Origin of the sequence: Mycobacterium parascrofulaceum ATCC BAA-614 (assembly GCF_000164135.1) — a bacterium.
GTDB classification, from domain to species: Bacteria; Actinomycetota; Actinomycetes; order Mycobacteriales; family Mycobacteriaceae; genus Mycobacterium; species Mycobacterium parascrofulaceum.
This window is the reverse complement of sequence record NZ_GG770553.1, coordinates 1,944,467-1,964,350: the sequence shown is the minus strand read 5'-3', so window position 1 is coordinate 1,964,350 and position 19,884 is coordinate 1,944,467. Positions and strand designations below refer to the sequence as shown.

The 19,884-nt window shown below is 70.4% G+C and carries 18 protein-coding genes; 6 read left to right on the top strand and 12 right to left on the bottom strand.

The window, feature by feature from the left end; translation table 11 throughout:
• Window positions 1-71 precede the first annotated feature (71 nt).
• On the top strand, window positions 72-3,755 hold the full coding sequence (gene otsB, locus HMPREF0591_RS09245) for a trehalose-phosphatase (protein WP_007168228.1): 3,684 nt from the start codon (window positions 72-74) through the stop codon (window positions 3,753-3,755).
• Window positions 3,756-3,876: 121 nt separating this feature from the next.
• Window positions 3,877-4,719, top strand: a complete 843-nt coding sequence (locus HMPREF0591_RS09240) for a universal stress protein (protein WP_007168227.1) — start codon at window positions 3,877-3,879, stop codon at window positions 4,717-4,719.
• A gap of 7 nt (window positions 4,720-4,726) precedes the next feature.
• On the opposite strand, the gene HMPREF0591_RS09235 is transcribed toward HMPREF0591_RS09240, so the two are convergent.
• The 12 genes from HMPREF0591_RS09235 to HMPREF0591_RS09180 all read right to left on the bottom strand — a co-directional run bounded on the left by HMPREF0591_RS09235 (window position 4,727) and on the right by HMPREF0591_RS09180 (window position 15,594).
• Window positions 4,727-5,095, bottom strand: coding sequence for a SpoIIAA family protein (locus HMPREF0591_RS09235; RefSeq protein WP_007168226.1), 369 nt, complete (start codon window positions 5,093-5,095; stop codon window positions 4,727-4,729).
• A gap of 35 nt (window positions 5,096-5,130) precedes the next feature.
• Window positions 5,131-6,009 (bottom strand): universal stress protein, encoded by an 879-nt coding sequence (locus HMPREF0591_RS09230; protein ID WP_007168225.1) that lies wholly within the window; start codon window positions 6,007-6,009, stop codon window positions 5,131-5,133.
• Between the two features lie 11 nt (window positions 6,010-6,020).
• Window positions 6,021-6,554: a GNAT family N-acetyltransferase gene (locus HMPREF0591_RS09225; protein WP_157137486.1), complete on the bottom strand. Its 534-nt coding sequence runs from the start codon at window positions 6,552-6,554 to the stop codon at window positions 6,021-6,023.
• A gap of 85 nt (window positions 6,555-6,639) precedes the next feature.
• Window positions 6,640-8,286, bottom strand: coding sequence for a GAF domain-containing sensor histidine kinase (locus HMPREF0591_RS09220; protein WP_244268862.1), 1,647 nt, complete (start codon window positions 8,284-8,286; stop codon window positions 6,640-6,642).
• Window positions 8,287-8,472: 186 nt separating this feature from the next.
• Window positions 8,473-9,144 (bottom strand): hypoxia response regulator transcription factor DosR/DevR, encoded by a 672-nt coding sequence (gene dosR, locus HMPREF0591_RS09215; RefSeq protein ID WP_007168222.1) that lies wholly within the window; start codon window positions 9,142-9,144, stop codon window positions 8,473-8,475.
• Window positions 9,145-9,205: 61 nt separating this feature from the next.
• The gene (locus HMPREF0591_RS09210) at window positions 9,206-10,024 is read right to left on the bottom strand and encodes a universal stress protein (protein WP_007168221.1); all 819 of its coding nucleotides are present in this window, start codon (window positions 10,022-10,024) and stop codon (window positions 9,206-9,208) included.
• Between the two features lie 5 nt (window positions 10,025-10,029).
• Entirely contained in the window at window positions 10,030-10,800 is a 771-nt protein-coding gene (locus tag HMPREF0591_RS09205; protein ID WP_007168220.1) for a universal stress protein, read from the bottom strand.
• A gap of 68 nt (window positions 10,801-10,868) precedes the next feature.
• On the bottom strand, window positions 10,869-11,864 hold the full coding sequence (locus HMPREF0591_RS09200) for a 1-phosphofructokinase family hexose kinase (RefSeq protein ID WP_007168219.1): 996 nt from the start codon (window positions 11,862-11,864) through the stop codon (window positions 10,869-10,871).
• A 20-nt stretch (window positions 11,865-11,884) separates the two neighbouring features.
• Window positions 11,885-13,924, bottom strand: a complete 2,040-nt coding sequence (locus HMPREF0591_RS09195) for an erythromycin esterase family protein (protein ID WP_007168218.1) — start codon at window positions 13,922-13,924, stop codon at window positions 11,885-11,887.
• Window positions 13,925-14,047: 123 nt separating this feature from the next.
• Window positions 14,048-14,287 carry a hypothetical protein gene (locus HMPREF0591_RS09190; protein ID WP_007168217.1) on the bottom strand — a complete coding sequence of 80 codons (240 nt, stop codon included), beginning with the start codon at window positions 14,285-14,287 and terminating at the stop codon, window positions 14,048-14,050.
• Window positions 14,288-14,294: 7 nt separating this feature from the next.
• Window positions 14,295-14,564 (bottom strand): DUF1918 domain-containing protein, encoded by a 270-nt coding sequence (locus tag HMPREF0591_RS09185; protein ID WP_040622156.1) that lies wholly within the window; start codon window positions 14,562-14,564, stop codon window positions 14,295-14,297.
• 43 nt (window positions 14,565-14,607) lie between these two features.
• A complete protein-coding gene (locus HMPREF0591_RS09180; RefSeq protein ID WP_007168215.1) occupies window positions 14,608-15,594 on the bottom strand; it encodes an Acg family FMN-binding oxidoreductase in 987 nt (328 codons plus the stop codon).
• Between the two features lie 186 nt (window positions 15,595-15,780).
• On the opposite strand from HMPREF0591_RS09180, the gene acsA reads away from it, so the two are divergent.
• The 4 genes from acsA to HMPREF0591_RS09160 form a co-directional block, all read left to right on the top strand.
• Window positions 15,781-17,586, top strand: coding sequence for an acetate--CoA ligase (acsA, locus tag HMPREF0591_RS09175; RefSeq protein WP_007168214.1), 1,806 nt, complete (start codon window positions 15,781-15,783; stop codon window positions 17,584-17,586).
• A complete protein-coding gene (gene pdhA / locus HMPREF0591_RS09170; RefSeq protein WP_007168213.1) occupies window positions 17,583-18,560 on the top strand; it encodes a pyruvate dehydrogenase (acetyl-transferring) E1 component subunit alpha in 978 nt (325 codons plus the stop codon). Before acsA ends, pdhA begins: the two co-directional genes overlap by 4 nt.
• The gene (locus HMPREF0591_RS09165) at window positions 18,557-19,543 is read left to right on the top strand and encodes an alpha-ketoacid dehydrogenase subunit beta (protein WP_007168212.1); all 987 of its coding nucleotides are present in this window, start codon (window positions 18,557-18,559) and stop codon (window positions 19,541-19,543) included. Before pdhA ends, HMPREF0591_RS09165 begins: the two co-directional genes overlap by 4 nt.
• Window positions 19,540-19,884, top strand: a 345-nt coding sequence (locus HMPREF0591_RS09160; RefSeq protein WP_007168211.1) for a biotin/lipoyl-containing protein, incomplete at its 3' end; no start/stop codon positions are given. The genes HMPREF0591_RS09165 and HMPREF0591_RS09160, both read left to right, overlap by 4 nt.

The window sequence follows — 19,884 nt, the reverse complement described above, 5'->3', positions numbered from 1 at the left end:
CAACCCCATGGCCATGAGGCCCCCCTGCGCCGGTGAGCCTTGACCCGCGCCCGCGCTGTGGCATCGTCACAATGGTGACCGAATGGGCCGTCACTGTCGACAGGCGCTACCACGATGCGGTGATTCTCGGGCTCGACTGTGTGCTGGCGCGGACGGCGCCGGACGCGGCCGAGGCCCACGATTCGACCGCCGCATTCCTGCAGCGGCTGCGCGACGTCGGGGTCGCCACCGCCGTCTATTCGGCCACCCACGACTGCGCGCCCCTGTTGCGCGCGGCGGGAATCGAGGAGCTCGTCGGGGTCGCCGTCGGGGCACCCGACACCCCCGAGCAGATCGACGCGGCGCTGACCATGACGGTGGCGCGATTGGGCGTGCGCCCGGTGCGCTGCGTGCTCATCGACTGCGCCGAGGCCGGGGTGGCGGCCGGCCGGGACGCCGGCTTCGGTTTCGTCATCGGCCTGGAACGCGACGGCGCGGCCGACGGGTTGCAGTCCAGGGGGGCGGACACCGTCGCCGCCGACCTCGCCGAGATCTCGGTGCGACGCGGGGGCGCTCCCCTGTCCACCATCGCCGACGCGATGGGCGTCTACAGCCAGCTGAAAGAACTGGTGGCGAGCCGGCGACCGGCGATTTTCCTGCACTTCGACGGCACGCTGTCCGAGATCGCCGCCCACCCGGAGTCCGCCACGCTGGTCGAGGGCGCGCGGGAAGCGCTCAGCGCGCTGGCCGCGCAGTGCCCCGTCGCGGTGATCAGCGGCCGCGATCTCGACGACCTGCGCGGGCGCGTGCAGGTCGACGGGATCTGGTACGCGGGCAGTCACGGCTTCGAAATCGTCGCGCCCGACGGCACCCACCATGAGAACGCCGCGGCCGGCGAGGCGGCGGGCACGCTGGCGCACGCCGCCGACCAACTGGCGCAGCTGCTCGACGATGTCCCCGGGATCCACGTGGAGCGCAAGCGGTTTGCGGTCGCGATTCACTACCGCAACGTCGACCCGCATGAGGTCGACCGCGTGATCGCGACGGCACGCACGCTCGGGCGATCCCACTGCCTGCGGATCATCATGGGCCGCAAGGTGGTCGAGCTCCGCGCCAGCCTGGACTGGGACAAGGGCAGGACACTGCGCGGGATCCTCGAACAGATCGAGGGCGCCGGCCAGGGCACCATGTTGCCGATCTACGTCGGCGACGACATCACCGACGAGGACGCCTTCGACGCGGTGCAGTTCGATGGCCTGGGAATCGCGTTGCGCCACAACGAGGATGGGGACCGCACGTCCGCCGCGCTGTTCAGCCTGGCCGACCCGCCCGCGGTGTGCGACTTCGTCCGGCGGCTGGCCGCCGATCTGCACGACGCCGCGGCCGCGCCCAACGATCCGTGGGAACTGGTCTACGAGGGCTATGACCCCACCTACGAGCGGCTGCGCGAAACCCTGTGCACCGTCGGCAACGGCTACGTCGCGACCCGCGGCTGCGCTCCGGAGGCGACGGCGACCGAGGCGCACTACCCGGGCACGTATGCGGCCGGCGTGTACAACACGCTCGCCGATCGCATCGCCGGCCGGACCGTCGAGAACGAGAGCCTGGTCAACCTGCCCAACTGGTTGTCGCTGACGTTCCGTGTCGACGGCGGCCCGTGGTTTCACATCGACGACACCGAGTTGTTGTCCTACCGGCAGACATTCGACCTGCGGCACGCGACGTTGACCCGCAGGCTGCGCTTCCGGGACGGTGCGGGTCGGCTCACCACGATGACCCAGGAGCGGTTCGCGTCCATGGACCAGCCGCACCTCCTCGCCATGCGGACCACGATCCTCGCGGAGAACTGGTCGGGCACCGTCGAGTTCCGGTCGCTGCTGGACGGCAGCGTGCGCAATACCATGGTCGAGCGCTACCGGTCGCTGTCGAGCACACACCTCGCCTCGCCCGCGATCGACGAATCACCAACGGAATCGGTGACCTTGCGCACCGAGACGACGCAGTCGCGCATCGCCATCGCGGTGGCCGCGCGCAGCACCGTGTGGAGCGGCGACACACCCGCCGCGGCCCGGTACAAGTTCGTGCGGGAAACCGGCCGCGGGGGTCACGACATCGAGGTCGCACTGGCCACGGGACAATCGGTCAGCTGCGAGAAGATCGCGACGATCTTCACGGGCAGGGACAGCGCGATCTCCGAGCCGGCGAGCACCGCCCAGTTGCACCTCGACGCCGCGGGACGGTACGACGAGCTGCATCGCCAGCACGCCCGGGTCTGGGAGCTGTTGTGGGAACAGTGCGCCATCGGCCTGACCGACGGGCCGGACGCGCTGCGCATCCTGCGGCTGCACCTTGTGCACCTGCTGCAGACGCTCTCGCCGCACACCGCCGAACTGGACGCCGGCGTGCCCGCCCGGGGGCTGCACGGCGAGGCGTACCGCGGCCACGTCTTCTGGGACTCGCTGTTCGTCTCGCCGGTGCTGTCCGTGCGCATGCCCAACGTCGCGCGTTCGCTGCTGCTGTACCGCTACCGCCGGCTCCCCGAGGCCCGGCGGGCGGCGCACAGGGCGGGCTACCGGGGGGCGATGTACCCCTGGCAATCCGGCAGCGACGGGCGCGAGGTGAGCCAGGAACTGCACCTCAACCCGAAGTCCGGCCGGTGGAATCCCGACGCCAGCGCCCGCGCCCACCATGTGGGCCTTGCCATCGCCTACAACGCCTGGCAGCACTATCAGGTGACCGGGGACCGGCAGTTTCTGGTCGACTACGGCGCCGAGATGCTGGTGGAGATCGCACGATTCTGGGTGGGGCTGGCCAGCTTTGACGAGGCTCGCGACCGCTACACGATCACCGGCATCGTCGGCCCGGACGAGTTCCACTCGGGATATCCGGGCAAGGAATACGACGGGATCGACAACAACGCCTACACCAACGTCATGGCGGTCTGGACGATCCTGCGGGCGATGGACGCCCTGGACCTGCTTCCGCTGCGAGACCGCCTCGACCTGGTCGGCAAGATCGGCCTGACCAGCGACGAGCTGGGCCGGTGGGAGCACGTGACGCGGCGCATGTTCGTTCCCTTCCACGACAACGTGATAAGCCAGTTCGAGGGCTATTCGCAACTGGCCGAGCTGGATTGGGAGCGATATCGGCAGCGCTACGGCAACATCCAGCGCCTCGACCGCATCCTGGAGGCCGAGAACGACAGCGTCAACAACTACAAGGCCTCGAAGCAGGCCGACGTGCTGATGCTGTTCTACCTGCTGTCGTCGGACGAGTTGCTGGCGCTGTTCGGCCGGCTCGGCTACCGCTTTGCGCCCGAGCGGATCCCGGAGACCGTGGACTACTACCTCGCGCGCACCTCGGACGGCTCGACGCTCAGCGCGCTCGTCCATTCGTGGGTCCTCACCCGGGCCAACCGGCATCACGCGATGAAGTACTTCGTGCAGGTGCTCGCCTCCGACGTCGTCGACATCCAGGGCGGCACCACCTCCGAAGGCATCCACCTGGCCGCGATGGCCGGCAGCATCGACCTGCTGCAACGGTGTTTCACCGGACTGGAAACCCGCGATGACCGGCTGATCCTCAGCCCGCAATGGCCGAAAGCGCTGGACCCCATCGAGTTCCCGTTCGTCTACCGCGGCCAGCGGCTGCACCTTCGCGTCAGCGGCCGGGCGGCCGACCTGACCTCCGAGGCGGGCAACAGCGCATCGATCGCGGTGGAATGCCGTGGCCGGGTGCAACAGCTGCTGCCCGGGCACTCGGTCGAAGTGACCTGACCCCCGGTGACCTATGCCCCCGAACGGGGGCCGAACGGCCCTGCTGAACCGGGCCGCATCCCCCTAACGTGGCCAGTGCCGGGCGGGGGTGCCCGGACGGCCGGTCATACAGGAGGATTCGATGAACAATCCGCAGTCGTCGCAGCGGATCGTGGTGGGTATCGACGGCTCGGACGCCGCGATCAACGCGGCCAAGTGGGCGGCCACCGAGGCCGTCAGCCGCAACGTCCCGCTGCGGCTGATCCACGCCATCCCCGAACGGCGCGCGGGCGAAGCGGGTGACGACAGCCTGGACGTCGAATACGCCCAATCGTCGTTGCGGGCCGCCGACGCGGCGCTGCAGGCCACGGGCATGCCGGTCAAGGTCGAATGTGACGTCGTGCGCGGTTCGTCGGAGGGCGCGCTGATCGACGAATCACGGCACGCCGCAATGGTGTGCGTGGGCTCGGTGGGCACGGGCTGGGTGGCCCGCAGGGTGCTGGGCTCGACCGCGGACACCGTGGCGCGGCGGGCGCACTGCCCGGTCGCCGTCATCCGCAGCAGCCGCGACGCCGCCGAGCAGGACGGCGGATACGTTGCCGTCACCGTCGGGGAATCGGCCACCAACGACGCGGTGCTCGAGCATGGCTTCCGCGAGGCGCGCCTTCGCGAGGCGCCGATCCTGGCGCTGGGAATCTGGCGGTGGGGGCTCGGTGAGATTCCCTACCGCCAGCTGGAGCACCGGCTCGGCCCCTGGGTGTCGCGGCATCGCGAGGTGCACGTGCAGCCCGCCGCGGCCCGGCGCGGGGCAGCCGAATTCCTCACGCACACACAGGAACCCGTGCAACTGGCGGTGGTGGGCAGCGAGGACGCCGACAAGGTTGCCCGCATGGTCGGCCCGATCACCACGCACCCGGGCGGCCACAAGGGTTGTTCGGTGCTCGTCGTGCGCGACCAAGGACACCAAGGCGACCAAAGGGACTGACAGCGGACTACCCGGCCGCCCACCCGACGGCACGGTCGAGCTCGTCGAGCCCGAAGACGGCGATCTCGCCGGGGACCAGCCACGCCAGCGCGTGCAGGACGTGGCCGACCCACTCCTTGTCGGAAACCACCGCAATCCGCTTGAACGCCGAATGGTGCGGCAGGACGGTGCCGAAACCCAGCTTGAGGTCCTCGAGGAATCCCCCGGGCCCGAAGCCCTCGTAGTCGGACGCGATGACCTCGACGATCCGCACCTCGCCCGTCTGCAGCGCCCGGTCGATGTCGGGTTTGACGTCGTGCAGCTCGTCGCCGCGCAGCCGGCCCGACACGCGGATGCCGATCACCTTCTCCGGCATGCCCGGCAGCAGTTCGATCATCTACCGGCCTCCCTCACGGCCGGCGCCTTTCGCGGTCACCGGACCACCAGCACGGGCACCCGCGCCGACTGCGCCACCGCCGAACTCACCGAGCCGAGCAACATCCCGGGGAATCCGCCGCGGCCCCGGCTGCCGACCACCACCAGCTGAGCGCGCTCGGACTCCTTCAGCAACCAGTCGGACGGCTTGTCGCAGAACAGCTTCCGCTCCACGTGCACGTCGGGATAGCGTTCCTGCCAGCCGGCCAGGCGCTCGCCGAGTACCTCCTGGGCCTCCTTCTCGCGGTCATGCCAGTCCATGCCGAGAATCGGGAACACCCCCACGTCGCTCCACACGTGGACGGCCACCAGCCCGACCCGCCGGCGCGAGGCCTCGTCGAAGGCCAGCGCGGTGGCCGCCTCCGAGGCGGGGGATCCGTCGATGCCCAGCACCACCGGCCCGCCGGGGTCCGGGGCGGCGCCCCCGTCGGAATGGATGACCGCGACCGGGCAGTGGGCGTAGTGCACGAGCCCCGCGGTGACCGAGCCGAGCAGCAAGCGGCCCATCGCACCGAGCCCCTGGCTGCCGGTGACCAGCACCCAGGCATCGTCGGAGGCCTCGATCAACGCCGGAACGATGGCCGAATACACCGTCTCGGTGTGTGTTTCGGGCGGTTTCGCATCGCCCAGGCTCGCGTTGAGCGCCTTGCGGGCCTGGTCGATGACATGCCGGGCGCTGTCCCGCTGCCATTCGGGCATGTCGGCATAGAGTTGGCCCACCGGCCAGCCCACCACCACGGGCGGCACGGCGTGCATCAGCGTGATGGGCAGGTCACGCATGATGGCCTCGCGTGTCCCCCACGCGACGGCGGCGTCGGACGCGGCCGACCCGTCGACACACACCAGTACCCCGTATTTTTTCGCGCTTCCCGCCATGTTCCGCTCCTCTACGCCGGCGCCCCGTCGAACTCCGGTAGCTCGATCTCGAGGTGCCGAATGGCTCCGTAATCGATTGGCCGGCAAGGCCAGCCGAGGTCGAAGAAGACCGTGAGCATGAGGTGGTTCTCGCCGAGGACGTCCGCGACGAACCGCGTGACCCCGTGCGCCCGGGCGATGGGGGCCAGGTGCTTGAGCAGGGCCGTCCCCACGCCCACCGAGTGGTCTTGGTGGGCGACCACGATCGCGACCTCGGCGACCTTCGGGTCGTCGACGACGACGCAGTGCGCGACTCCGATCAGCCGGTCCCCGTCGAAGGCGCCGAGGGCGTACAACCCATCCGCGGGCTCGGTCAGCTTGCCGACGAGGTCGTGCAGCGGCGACAGCTGCAGCGTGAAGAACCGGAAATATCGGTCGTGGTCGGACAGGTGCTGGTGCAGCGCCAGGACGGCCTCCGCGTCGGCCACGGTCAGCGGCCGCAACGACACCACCCGCCCGTCGAGCAGCCGGGCCGTGGTGGCGACGTCCACCGGGCGATCACTCACGATGCCACGTTAAACCGGGGCGACGCGGCCCGGCAGGGCCGTTGGACCCCACGGCCGCGCCCGTTGGTCCCGTCGCGCGCGGGCACTACTGGTCGATGAGCGGGGCGACCCAGTGCACCCGGGTGCCGCCCTCCGGGGGCCCGGTGATCTCGCAGGCGCCGCCCAGCCGCTCGGCGCGGCGCTTCATGTTGGCCAGGCCGCTGTGCCGGGTGTTGCCGTCGGGTATGCCGGAGCCGTTGTCGACGATGTCGAGGACGAACATGTCGGCGACGCTGATCTCGACGGTCAGCCGCGTCGCACCCGAATGGCGCAACGAGTTGCTGACGGCTTCCGCGGTCACCGCCTCGGCGTGGTCGGCCAGCTCGCCGCCGACGGCGGTCATGGGCCCGTGCATGCGCACGGTGGTCACGATGTCGCGGTCCTCGGTCAGGTCGGCGACCACCTGCTGGATGCGGTACCGGAAGTCGCTCTTACCCGACGGGGATTTCAGCTGGAAGATCGTGGTGCGGATCTCCTCGATGATGGTCTGCAGGTCGTCCAGCGTGCGGTTGAGCCGCTCGGCCACCTCCGGGGAGCGCGCCCGCGCCAGCGTCCCCTGCAAATCCATGCCGGCGGCGAAGAGCCGCTGGATGACGTGGTCGTGCAGGTCGTGCGCGATCCGCTCCCGCTCGGCCAGGATGGTCAGCCGGCGCGCGTCTTCGCGGGCCGAGGCCAGCACCAGCGCGATCGCGGCGTGCGTGGCGAAATCGCTGACCAGATCCAGGTAGCTGTCGTCGAAGGGCGGCTCGTCGGCGCCGCGGGCGATGGCGATCACCCCGACGACTTCCTCGCGGGCGCGCAGCGGCATCAGGATGGCCGGACGCTGCCCGACGTCGGTGAACGCCTGGATCGGATACCGGAGCGTCTCGGTGATCATCGGCCGGCCGGAGCGGAACACCGCGCCGCTGGTCGAGGCGTCCACCGGGACGCGCTGACCGACCACCTCGGCGGCGTGCAGACCCACCGCGGCCGACACCACCAGGGTGTCCACCTCGTCGTCGGGCAGGTCGGGGTCGGCGGGCACCAGGACGATCGCCTGCTCGGCGTCGGTCAGGGTCCGGGCGCTTTCCGCGATCACCTGCAGCGGGCGGCGGTGCGGCTCCGGCCTGGACAGCAGCGCGGTCGTGATCTCGCGGCTGGCCTCCATCCACTTCACGGCCGTCCGCTCGCGCTCGAACACCTGCGCGTTGTCGATGGCGACCGCGGCGGCGAACGCCAGGGCGCGGGCGGCCACCTCGTCGGACTCGGAAAACACCCGCTCGGGATCGACGTGGGTGAGGTAGAGGTTGCCGAACACCGTCTCGCGGATGGTGATCGGCACCGCGAGGAAGGCGCGCATCGGCGGGTGGTGCTCGGGAAATCCGGCCGAGGCCGGGTGGTTGGTCAGGTCGTCCATCCGCAGGGCCGGCGTGTCCAGCAGCGACAGGCTCAGCAGGCCCTTACCCACCGGCAGGGGTCCGATGCGCGACACGGTGTCAGGGTCCATCCCCTCGTGGACGAACGACAACAGGTTGCCGTCGGGATCCCGGATGGCCAGCGCCCCGTAGGGGGCTGAGGTCAACCTCCTGGCCGCGCCGATGATCCGGTGCAGCGTGGCGTTGAGGTCGAGTCCGGCGCCGATCTCGACGATGACCCGGAGCAGCTGCTCCATCTGATCCCGGGCGGCCAGCAACTCGTCGAGCTGCTCGTGCATCCGGCTGACCAGGCCACGCTGGCCGAGCCCGGCGAATGCCGAGCCGCTATCGTCGCTCGTCACCCCGACAGCCTCCACCCCACTTCGAATGCGCCGCAATTTCAGATGGCGCATTCAGCCTAAACACAAATTGTCAAGCGCCCAAGCGAAGACTTGTGGTCGACCGCGTGCGCGTCGTGTCCCCCGTCAGGCGGGCGGCGTCGGCTCCGGCGGCTGGGGATGGCCGGGCCGCTGGTCCAGTTTGGAGGCGAACACCGCCGCCTGGGTGCGGCGCTCCATGCCGAGCTTGGCCAGCAGCCGCGAGACGTAGTTCTTCACCGTCTTCTCGGCGAGGAACATCCGGGCGGCGATCTGCCTGTTGGTCAGGCCCTCGCTGAGCAGCCCCAACAGCGTGCGCTCCTGCTCGGTGAGCCCGGACAGCGGGTCTTCGCGCTCCGCCGCGCCGCGCAGCTTGGCCATCAGCGCCGCCGCCGCCCGGTTGTCCAGCAGCGATTTGCCGGCGCCCACCTCCTTGATGGCGTGGGCCAGCTCCATGCCCTTGATGTCCTTGACGACGTAGCCGCTGGCGCCGGCCAGGATCGCCTCGAGCATCGCCTCGTCGGAGGTGAACGACGTCAGCATCAGGCAGCGCAGGTCGGGATGGTCGGACACCAGGTCGCGGCACAGCTCGATGCCGTTTCCGTCCGGAAGCCGCACGTCGAGCACCGCGACGTCGGGCTGCAGCGCCGGGATGCGCGCCTTGGCTTCGGAGACGGAGCCCGCCTCGCCGACGATCTCCAGCTCGGGATCCGAGGCCAGGAGGTCGGCGAGACCGCGCCGCACGACTTCGTGGTCGTCGACCAGGAAAACCTTGACCACTACGGACCCTTCCTGCCGTTCGCCCCCGGCCCAATATCCCACATCCGGTGACCGGGCGGCCTCACAAGTGCCGCCGATTCACGATCAGAAGCGAACAGTTGGCGTCCTGCATCACCGAACTGCCGGCCGGTCCGACCAGCTCGGCCACATGCCGGCGATCGTGGGCGCCGACGATCACCAACCCGACCGGACCGCGGTGGCCGGCCGGGTAGTCCAGCAGCCCGGCGTGCACCGCCACCGATTCGACCCGCAGCCGCGGATGGCGGCGCTTCCATCGGGCCAGCCGGCGATCGAGGTCGGCGAGCGCGCGCCGGTCGGCCTCGGTGTCGCCGCGTTCGGCGGGCCCGGCGCGCCGCGAGACGATCGCCTGCAGGGCGGCGTCGCGCAGCAGGGCCTCCTCGACGGACGCGGCCAGCAGCACCGAGTCCGGCGACCCGTCGATCTCGACGATCGTCTTCCCTTCGGGGTGGTCGCGGCGACCGTCGCCGCCGCGGACGATCGCCACCGGGCAGTGCGCCGAGATCGCGAGGGCGGCGGCGGTCGAGCCGACCCGCCCCGGTTGAAAGTGGCGTAGCCCGACCGCCCCGACGCAGACCATGGCCGCCGAGGCCGAGGAGCGGATGAGCGACCCGACCGCGGGCCCGGGGGCGATCTCCGTTTCGACCCGCACCGGCTTGCCCGTCGCGCGGATCGCCGTGACCGCGTGCCGGACCGCAAGCTCGGCGGCCGCTTCACCGCCTTCGGGGTCGGTCGCATGCAGCAGGCGCAGCGGAACACCCCGGCTCACCGCCTCGTCGACCGCCCACAGGGCCGCGCGGATCGCCGCTTTGGAACCATCGACACCGGCGACGATCGACTGGGTGATGACTGAATCCGCCATCGGTGTCAGTGGCGGACCACAAGCACCGAACAGTCGGGGTAGCCGACGATCGGATGGCAGTTCGGGGTGGCCAGCCCGGCCATCTCGTCGGCATCGGCACTGCCCACGACGGCCAGTTCGATTCTGCCCCCGGGCTTTCCGCTGGGTTTCGCGCCCGTCCCCGCCGCGACGGTCTGAACGTGTACATCCGGATATCGCCGGACCCAGCTGTTGAGCCGCCGGTCGATCTGCCGCACGGTGGCGTGGCGGCGCCGGCCTTCCTCCATGGCCTGGTGCACCACCTCGTCGTTGTCGGGCTCGTCGTTGAGCACGACGGCGATCACGCCGAGCCCCGTCGGCGACCCGTCGGGGTCGGTACGAATGATCGCGACCGGACAGTGCGCGCGCGCCACCAGGTCCGTCGCGGTCGGGCCCAACAGCCCGTCGGAGGCCCATCCCCGCCGGGCGGTGCCGACACAGACCAGGGCCGCGTCCTCGGATTGGTCGATCAACGCCTGCCCGGGAGCGCCGGAGCGGATCGCCGTCTCGATCTCGACCGGCTTCCGCTCGCTCTGCACGGCGGATTCCGCTTCGGCCAGCGCGATTTCGCCGCGCTCCACCTCCCATTCGGAGGACGTCGCCGGTTCACGGTGCTTCTCCCGGCGCGGGATGACGTACACCAGGCGCAGCGGCAGCTGCCGGGCTATCGCCTCGTCGATCGCCCATTTCGCGGCGTTCACCGCGGCGCGAGAGCCGTTGACGCCCACTACCACCGCCTTGGCGTGCAGCTGGCTCATGTCGGCTCCCGATGATTCCGATCGCTGGGATCCAGGCTATTACGCCGGCGCCCGCGATGGAGGGGCCGTTAGGCCTTCGCCGCGAAGTCGTTCGTCCCCACCTCCGCCGGTTCGGCGACCAGCTCGAACACCCGCTCGATGTCGGCGCGCTCGAAGACCGCCGTGCCGGGTGTCATCAGCATCGCCGTGCCCGCCGCGATCCCGTAGCGGACGGACTTGGCGAGCGACCAGCCATGCGTGATAGCCACCGTGATCGCGGCGACCATCGCGTCGCCGGCCCCGACGCCGCTCTCGCTTCGCATCGGGACCGCCGAAAACCGCTGGCTCGCATGAGGTGTCGCAAGGAGCGCACCGTAAGCGCCCAGGGACACCACGACGACCTGGGCGCGGCCGCTGTCGATCAGCTCGTGGGCGGCGGCCAACTGCTCGGCCTCGGTGGCCAGCCGGCGGCCGACGCACTCCCTGAGTTCCCGCACGCTCGCCTTGAGCAGGAACACCCCCGAGGAGATGTGCTGCAGGCCGCCGCCGGAGGTGTCCAGGATCAGCTTCACGCCCAGCTCCCGGCAGATGTCGGCCACCCGCTGGTAGTAGTCGGCCGGAACTCCCGGCGGCAGACTGCCGCTGGCCACAACGACTTCCGCCGATTGAGCCGCCATCCGCAGCTGGTCGAGGCATTCCTCCTGCACCGGGGCGGTCAGCTCCGGACCCGGCAGCACGAACCGGTACTGCTGGCCGGTGCTGGTCTCGTTGACCGTGAAGCTCTCCCGCGTCTGGGCGGCGATCGGGATCTGCCGGAACGGCACCTGCGCCTCGCCGAGCAGGGTCATGAGAAGGCCACCGTGCGACCCGCCCGCGGGAAACACCGCCAGCACCGGGCTGCCGAGGACCTTGGCGACCCGGGCGACGTTGATGCCGCCGCCGCCCGGGTCGTAGCGGGTCGCCGAGCAGCGCAACTTGTCGGTGGGGCGCACGACGCCGACACTCGTGGTGATGTCGAGCGCGGGATTCATGGTCAACGTGACGATCCGCGCCGGGCGCGGCGACCGTTCGGCCTGCATCTCCATCTTCGTTGGCTCCCCGGGGTTCACAGGCCGCTCGGGTACGTCTCCGGCGTTTCGCCGGCGATCCAGAGGCTGGTGACCTCGAGGGGTTCCAGCGCGCGGGTCCGATCGATGTGGATCATCGCGTCGAACTGGTCGGCGGGCCGGACGTGGAAGTAGTGACTCTGCCGTTCGGTCTCGGGCCGGTAGATCACGCCGATGGCACGACCCAGGCGGACCGCGCTCAGCGGCTCGGAGGCCCCCGGGCTGATGTGCGCCGAGACCAGGAACTCGCTGCGGCCCGTCTCGTGCAGGAGTTCCTCGATGCTGCCGTTCAGGGCCGGGCGGACGACCTTTCGTTCGGCGATGCCGCCCCAGTCGCTGGCCGCGGTGACCGTGCCGGTGTACGTGCTGAACCCGATCAGGCGCGCTTCGTCGCCGCGCCGCTGCCGGACCAGTTGACCGAGCGTGAGTTGTCCATCGGCCCAGACTTCGGTGGCGCGCGCGTCTCCGACGTGGGAGTTGTGCGCCCACACCACAATTCGTGCCGACGGGACGTCCTGGTGGCGATCCAGGTGCTGCAGCAGCGCATCGAGCGTCTGCGCCATGTGCTTGTCCCGCAGGTTCCAGGAGGTCACCCGCCCGCTGAACATCGCCCGGTAGTACACCTCGGCGTTGTGCACCGTCTGCGCGTTCTGGTGGGCGTAGAACAATTCGTCCTCGGCGAGCAGGCCGTCCCTGCGCGCGTAGGCCAGCTCGTTGCGCTGCATGTCGACCAATTGATCGATCGCTTCCTGCTCGCACGACGGGCCGGCGCCGAAGGCCGCCGAGAAGCCGTACGCCTGGCCGTCGTCCGCCGACGCGTGGTCGAAGCACGCGTAGCGTTGCCGCGCCCGCGCGGCCGCCCTGGGGTCGACCTTGTCGAGGTAGCTGATCACCTCGTGCATGGACCGGTGCAGGCTGTAGAGGTCGAGGCCATAGAACCCGGCCTGGCGCTGGCCGTTGTTCTCGTGCTGCCGGTTGCGGGTGCGCAGCCACTCGACGAAGTCGCGGACGACGGTGTTGCGCCACATCCAGGCGGGGAAGCGCTCGAATCCGCTCAGCGCCTCGTCGGCGCCGGTGTCGTCGCCGAGGCCGCGGACGTAGCGATTCACCCGGTAGGCGTCGGGCCAGTCGGCCTCGGCCGCGACGGCACAGAAGCCCTTCTCCTCGATCAGCCACTTCGTGATTTCTGCGCGGGCCTCGTAGAATTCGTGTGTGCCGTGCGAGCTTTCGCCGATCAGCACGATGCGCGCGTCGCCGATCAGCTCCTGCAGCGTCTCGCGCGGCGGGACACCCCCCGGCGCGTCGATGGCCACCCGGCCGATCACCTCGGCGGGGGTGCGGGCGGCGGCCTTCCTCGGGGCCCCGGTCGTCGGCGTGGCGAGCAGCCCGCGCACCTCGTCGTCGGTGACCTGCCGGAAATCCCAGAAGGACTCCCCGACCGCGAGGAAGGGGGTGGGCATGCTCGCGCACACGACGTCGTCGACCTGGCCGGCGAATTCCCGGCAGGTGGATTCGGGGGCCGCCGGCACGGCGATGACGATGTGCGCGGGCTCGGCTTCGCGCAGCGCCTGCACCGCCGCGGACATGCTTGCGCCGGTGGCCAATCCGTCGTCGACGAGGATGACCGTCTTGCCGGCGACGTCCACCGGTGGACGCCCGTCGCGATAGGCGGCCTCGCGCCGGATCAGCTCCCGGCCTTCCCGCTCGGCGACGGCGCGCAGTTCCTGCGGGGTGATGCGCAAACCCCGCACCACGTCGTCGTTGACCACGACGCGGCCCCCGCTCGCGAGTGCCCCGACGGCGAACTCCTCGTGGCCGGGGGCACCGAGTTTGCGGACGATGAACGCGTCCAGCGGGGCGTGCAGCGCCGCCGCCACCTCCCACGCAACGGGGATGCCGCCCCGCGCCAGGCCCAGCACGATGACGTCGTGCCGGTCACGGTAGGCGCCCAGCAGGTTCGCCAGCACCCGGCCGGCCTCGGCGCGGTCGCGGAACACGCGCCGCGGCGAGCGGCGGGTGGCGTCAGCTGCCCTGGTCATCACGCACCACACCTGCGGTCATGGCAATCTCCTCAGACCTTCACCATCGACGACTTCATCCGACCAGCGCGGCGTAATCGGCGGTAGGGACCGAAGTCCCGGGCTCGCGGGTCGTTCGTCGGCTCAGCGGCTGCGGCGCAGCTCGCCGATGTAGGCCATGACCCGGTTGAGGATGAGGCCGTAGGCGTCGCCGTCTTCGACCAGGCGGACCAGTCCGCGGTGCCGGAGAAAGCCGTCGAGGCGCTGGTCCAGCCGCCAGTCGAGGTAGGTGTCGCCGGCGTAGGGCGAGTGCAGGAACTCGAACGCGAGCTCGTCGACAGCGGCGTCGGTCAACGACGGACACCCGTCTGTGGTGGAAGGCATCGGCCGGCTACCTGCCTCGGACGCGATCCCGGATGGCGGCTTGCACCGCGGTGAACCGGGACCGGGCCCGCTCGTCGGCCGCTTGCTGTTCGGCGGCCGTGACGACGATCGCGTCGGGGCCCGGGAACACGGTCGCCTCCTCCCCGGTGGCCAGCCAGCGAACGTGGTAGGGCGGTTCGCCTTCCGCCGAACCCACCGACGTGATGAGCCCGCGCAGGTCCGGACGCCCGATCGTCGCGCTCTTGATGACCAGCCAGTCCCCCGCGTGGGCGTTCACCATTGTCTCCCTTCGAAGATATTGCGGCACAATGTCTCTCGCCCTAGGGGCGCAGCTCCAGTACGTCACGGACGGGCCGGCGCGGCGTCGGCTCCGGACCGCCCCTGCCCGGGGGCGCGGTGCCCACCCGGATCAGCACCTGCGGTACCGCCTGCGCGTCGGGGATGAGGCCGGAGACGATGTCGCGACCGGCCGGCAGCTCCGTCACGTGCGTCACCGTGCAGGTCGCCAGCCCGGCCATGGTGCACTCCAGCAGAATCGCCGAAAGCGCCTGGCCGCACCGGAACGCGTCCGCGCGGGTGTCCCCCGGCGTCGACAGGACGAGCACCTCGGCCTGGTCGGTCAGGCCCGCGGAGCCCGCCCGGGCGTGCTCGTCGGCGGGGAATCGCCGGTTCACCCCGACGGCGCGCGCCTGCGCCTCGTTCGCCAGCGCGGCTTCCGGGATGCCGTCGTCGTGCCTGTCCGGCGCCGTCCACCAACGCAATTCGTGTTCGTAGAGATCGTCGTAGCGGCGCAACGCCTCGGTGAGGCGGGCGGCCTCCACCAGGCGGGGGCGCGCGTCGCCGGCCAGCACGTCGAGCCGGACGGCGTCGCCGTCGAACGCGCTGCGCAGCACCGGCTCGAAGGAAGACCACCCCCGGGGCGCGCCGAACGGGCGCCTGTCGGTCCTGCGACGCAGGATCGCCGCGGCGCGGTCGCGTCGGGCGACGGCGACGTAGTCGGCGGGAACGAAGTCGATCGAGGCCAGGTGGTCGAGGTTGTTGGGGTTGGGGAACTCGTCGACCCCGCTGTCCCACCCGTCGGCGGCCATCGCGACCCGGAAGTGATCGAGCACCGCGCCACAGCTGATGATCGACTCGCGGCCCGAGCTGTCGGCGGAGGACACCATGCGGTCCGGGTCGGCGAACAGGTCCACGGTCGGGCCGCCCACAACCCAGCGCCACGGTTGGCTGTTGTGCAGCGACGGGGCACGGCAGGCGAGTTCCACCGCCCGGGTGAGCACCCTGGTGTCGACCATCGTCGGGGTCATTGCTCGTCGCCTCTCCTGTCTTACTTGGACCTTCTGGCATGCGCGCACCCCGCGCCAGGGTCCTTGGTCCCCAGCGTGGAGTCGTTGGGCCCGGCGCGCGACCGGCGCGACTGATGACCTTTGTCTCTATTGCGGCATCGCCGCGCGGCAAACGATGAAGGCGACCCCGCCAACCGAGGACCCCCCATGGATGTCATCCACAAGACGGCCGCCGACTTGCGAGTCCGGCCCAACCTGACGGACTACGAACGCGAGCGCGCCCGGTTCCACTGGTCCGATGTGCCGAATCCGTGCGAGGGCATGGGGCGCGGCCTGTGCAACATCGCCTACGCGGCCGTCGACCGTCACAGCACCGGTCCGGACGCGACGCGCACCGCGCTGCGGTTCGTCAACGATGCGCCCTGGGACGGCACGATGACCACCCGGGATCTCAGTTACGCCGAGCTCGGGCGGCTGTCACGGCGGTTCTCCAACGCGCTGCGCTCGCTCGGCATCAACAAGGGCAATCGCGTGTTCACCCTGATGGGCCGCACCCCCGAGCTCTACATCGCGATGCTGGGCGCGCTGCGCAACGGCAGCGTCGTCTCGCCGTTGTTCTCGGCGTTCGGGCCCGAGCCGATCGCGACCCGGGTCAACATCGGCCGCGCCGACGTCCTGGTCACCACCCGGGCGATCTACCAGCGCAAGGTCGCCAAGATCCGCGATCGGCTGCCCTCGGTGCGGCACATTTTCGTCGTCGACGACGGCCGGGCCGGCGGCGCCCCGCCGCCGGAAACGCTCGACTTCTGGCAATGGGTGAACGCGTCCGACGAGGACGCGCCGATCGAGCCCACCACCGCCGACGACCCGGCCCTGCTGCATTTCACCAGCGGCACCACGGGCACCCCCAAAGGCGCCATCCACGTGCACGGCGCCGTGGTGATGCATTACGTCACCGGCCTGTACGCGCTGGACCTGCACCCGGACGACATCTATTGGTGCACAGCCGATCCCGGCTGGGTGACCGGCACGTCCTACGGCATCATCAGCCCCCTGCTGCACGGGGTCACCTGCATCGCCGACGAGGCGGACTTCGACGCCGAACGGTGGTATCGCATCCTGCAGGACCAGGGCGTCTCGGTGTGGTACACCGCGCCGACCGCCATCCGGATGCTCATCAAGGCGGGACCGGAACTGCCCGCGCAGTACCACTTCGACCGGCTGCGCTTCATCGCCAGCGTGGGCGAACCGCTCAACCCGGAGGCTGTCTGGTGGGGGAAACGGGTGCTGGGCTTGCCGATTCACGACAACTGGTGGCAGACGGAGACCGGCGGCATCATGATCGCCAACACCCCGGCGTTCGACATCAAGCCGGGCTCGATGGGCCGCCCGCTGCCCGGGGTGGAGGCGTTCATCGTGCGCCGCGCCGACGACGACGGCCCCGTCGAGGTCGTCGAGGAACCCGGCGTCGAGGGCGAGCTCGCGCTCAAGCCGGGCTGGCCGTCGATGTTCCGCGGCTACCTGAACGCCGAAGAACGCTACCGGAAGTCCTTCGCGGACGGCCTGTACCTGACCGGCGACCTGGCGAAGAAGGACGCCGACGGATACTTCTGGTTCGTCGGCCGCAAGGACGACGTGATCAAGTCCGCGGGGCATCTGATCGGCCCGTTCGAAGTGGAAAGCGCCCTGACCGATCATCCGGCGGTCGCCGAGGCGGCCGTCATCGGCATACCCGATCCGACGGTGGGCGAGATGGTCAAGGCCTTCGTCACCCTCAAGAACGGTGTCCTGGCCGACGAGGACCTGCGGCTGCAACTGCTGGGCCACGCGCGCAAACGGCTCGGGGCCACGGTGGCGCCCAAGGAGATCGAGTTCGTCGACTCGTTGCCGCACACGAGCAGCGGCAAGATCATGCGGCGCCTGCTGAAGGCCCGCGAACTCGGCTTGCCCGAGGGCGACACCTCCACCATCGAGCAACACCCGGTCCACCACGCCGAGGGGGTGCCGTCATGACGGACACCAAGCTGGCCCACGAGCTGCTCTCCGACATGGTCCGGGTGCGGCGCATGGAGGAAAAATGCGCGGAACTGTACAGCGCGGCCAAGATTCGCGGTTTCCTGCACCTCTACGTCGGTGAGGAGGCCGTGGCCGCCGGATCGCTGCGCGCGCTGGCCGACGACGACGCGGTGGTCGCGACGTACCGCGAGCACGCGCACGCGCTGCTGCGCGGCATCCCGATGACCTCGATCATGGCCGAGATGTTCGGCAAGCAGGAGGGCTGCTCGCGCGGCCGCGGCGGCTCCATGCACCTCTTCGACGCGGCGAAGCGGTTCTACGGGGGTAACGCGATCGTCGCCGGCGGGTTGCCGCTCGCGGTGGGCATCGCCCTGGCCGACGCCATGCTGCAGCAGAAGCGGGTGACCGCCTGCTACTTCGGCGACGGCGCTGTGGCCGAGGGCGCCTTCCACGAGTCGCTGAACATGGCGGCGCTGTGGAACCTGCCGGTGCTGTTCTGTTGCGAGAACAACCTTTACGCGATGGGCACCGCGCTGGACCGGGCCCAGTCGCAGACCGATCTCACCGTCAAGGCCGCCGCGTACCGGGTGCCCACGCTGGCCGTCGACGGCATGGACGTCGAGGCGTGCCACGCGGCCGCGCAAGAGGGCGTCGACCACGTCCGCGACACCGGCGGGCCGTTCTTCATCGAATTCCGCACCTACCGGTTCCGGGCGCATTCGATGTTCGACCCCGAGCTGTACCGGGACAAGGACGAGGTGCAGCGGTGGCGCGAACGCGACCCGATCCAGGCCTTCACCGACAAGTGCCTCAGCGACGGCACGCTGTCGGAGGCCGACGTGCGTGAGATCGAAGACGCGGCCGCCACCGAGATCGAGGGGGCGGTGGCGTTCGCCGAGGCCGGAACGTGGGAGGACGTGGCGGATCTCGAGCGCGACGTGCTGACCCCGGGAGCGGAGGCGACGCGATGAAGACGACGAAGACCAGCTACCGCACCGCCGTCCACGACGCCCTGCGCGACGCCCTGCGCGACGACCCGCGGGTGGTGCTGATGGGTGAGGACGTCGGGCGGTACGGGGGCACCTACGCCGCGTCCAAGGGCCTGCTGGAAGACTTCGGCCCCGACCGCGTGCGGGACACACCGCTGTCGGAGTTGGGCTTCGTCGGCATCGGGATCGGCGCGGCGCTCAACGGCTTACGCCCGATCGTGGAAGTCATGACGGTCAACTTCAGCCTGCTGGCGCTCGACCAGATCGTCAACACCGCTGCCGCCCTGCGCCATATGTCCGGCGGACAGTTCTCCGTGCCGATCGTCGTCCGCATGGCGACGGGGGCCGGGCGCCAGCTGGCCGCCCAGCATTCCCATAGCCTCGAGCCCTGGTACGCCCACATCCCGGGCATCAAGGTGGTGGCGCCGGCCACCGTCGAGGACGCCTACGGCATGCTCGGCCCGGCCCTGGCCGACCCGGACCCGGTGGTGATCTTCGAGCACGTCCAGCTCTACAACACCTCGACGGATGTCGGCGAGCTGGCCCCGACGGACATTTCGCGGGCGGCGGTCCGCCGCGGCGGCGCCGACGTCACCCTGATCACCTACGGTGGCAGCCTGCCCAAGACGCTGGACGCCGCCAACGAGCTGTCGCTCGCCGGAATCGACTGCGAGGTCATCGATTTGCGGGTGCTGCGCCCGCTCGACGACGACACCATCCTGGACTCCGTCCGCAAGACGCATCGCGCGGTGGTCGTCGACGAGGCGTGGCGCACCGGCAGCCTGGCCGCGGAAGTCACCACCCGCGTGATGGAGGGCGCCTTCTACGACCTCGACGCCCCGGTGGCGCGGGTGTGCAGCGCCGAGGTGCCCATCCCCTACGCCAAGCACCTCGAAGAGGCGGCCCTGCCCCAGACCCCGGCCATCGTCGCGGCTGTACAGACCCTGTTCGGGGAGCGGTCGTGATCGAATTCAAGATGCCCTCGCTCGGCTCCGACATGGATGAAGGCACCCTGAACGAGTGGCTGGTCAAGCCCGGGGACAAGGTCACCCGCGGCCAGGTCGTGGCGATCGTCGAGACCACCAAGGCGGCGGTCGAGGTCGAATGCTGGCAGGAGGGCATCGTCGACGAGCTCGTCGTCCCGGTCGGCGAAACCGTCCAGGTGGGAACGACATTGGCGACGCTCACGGCGCCCGGCGAGCAGGCCGAGAAGAAACCCCGGCCACGGCCGTCGGCCAAGGCGGCCAGCAAGCCGGCGGCCGCGCCGGCGATGCCCCGGCCCGCCACCCCGCAGCCTCCCGGCGCT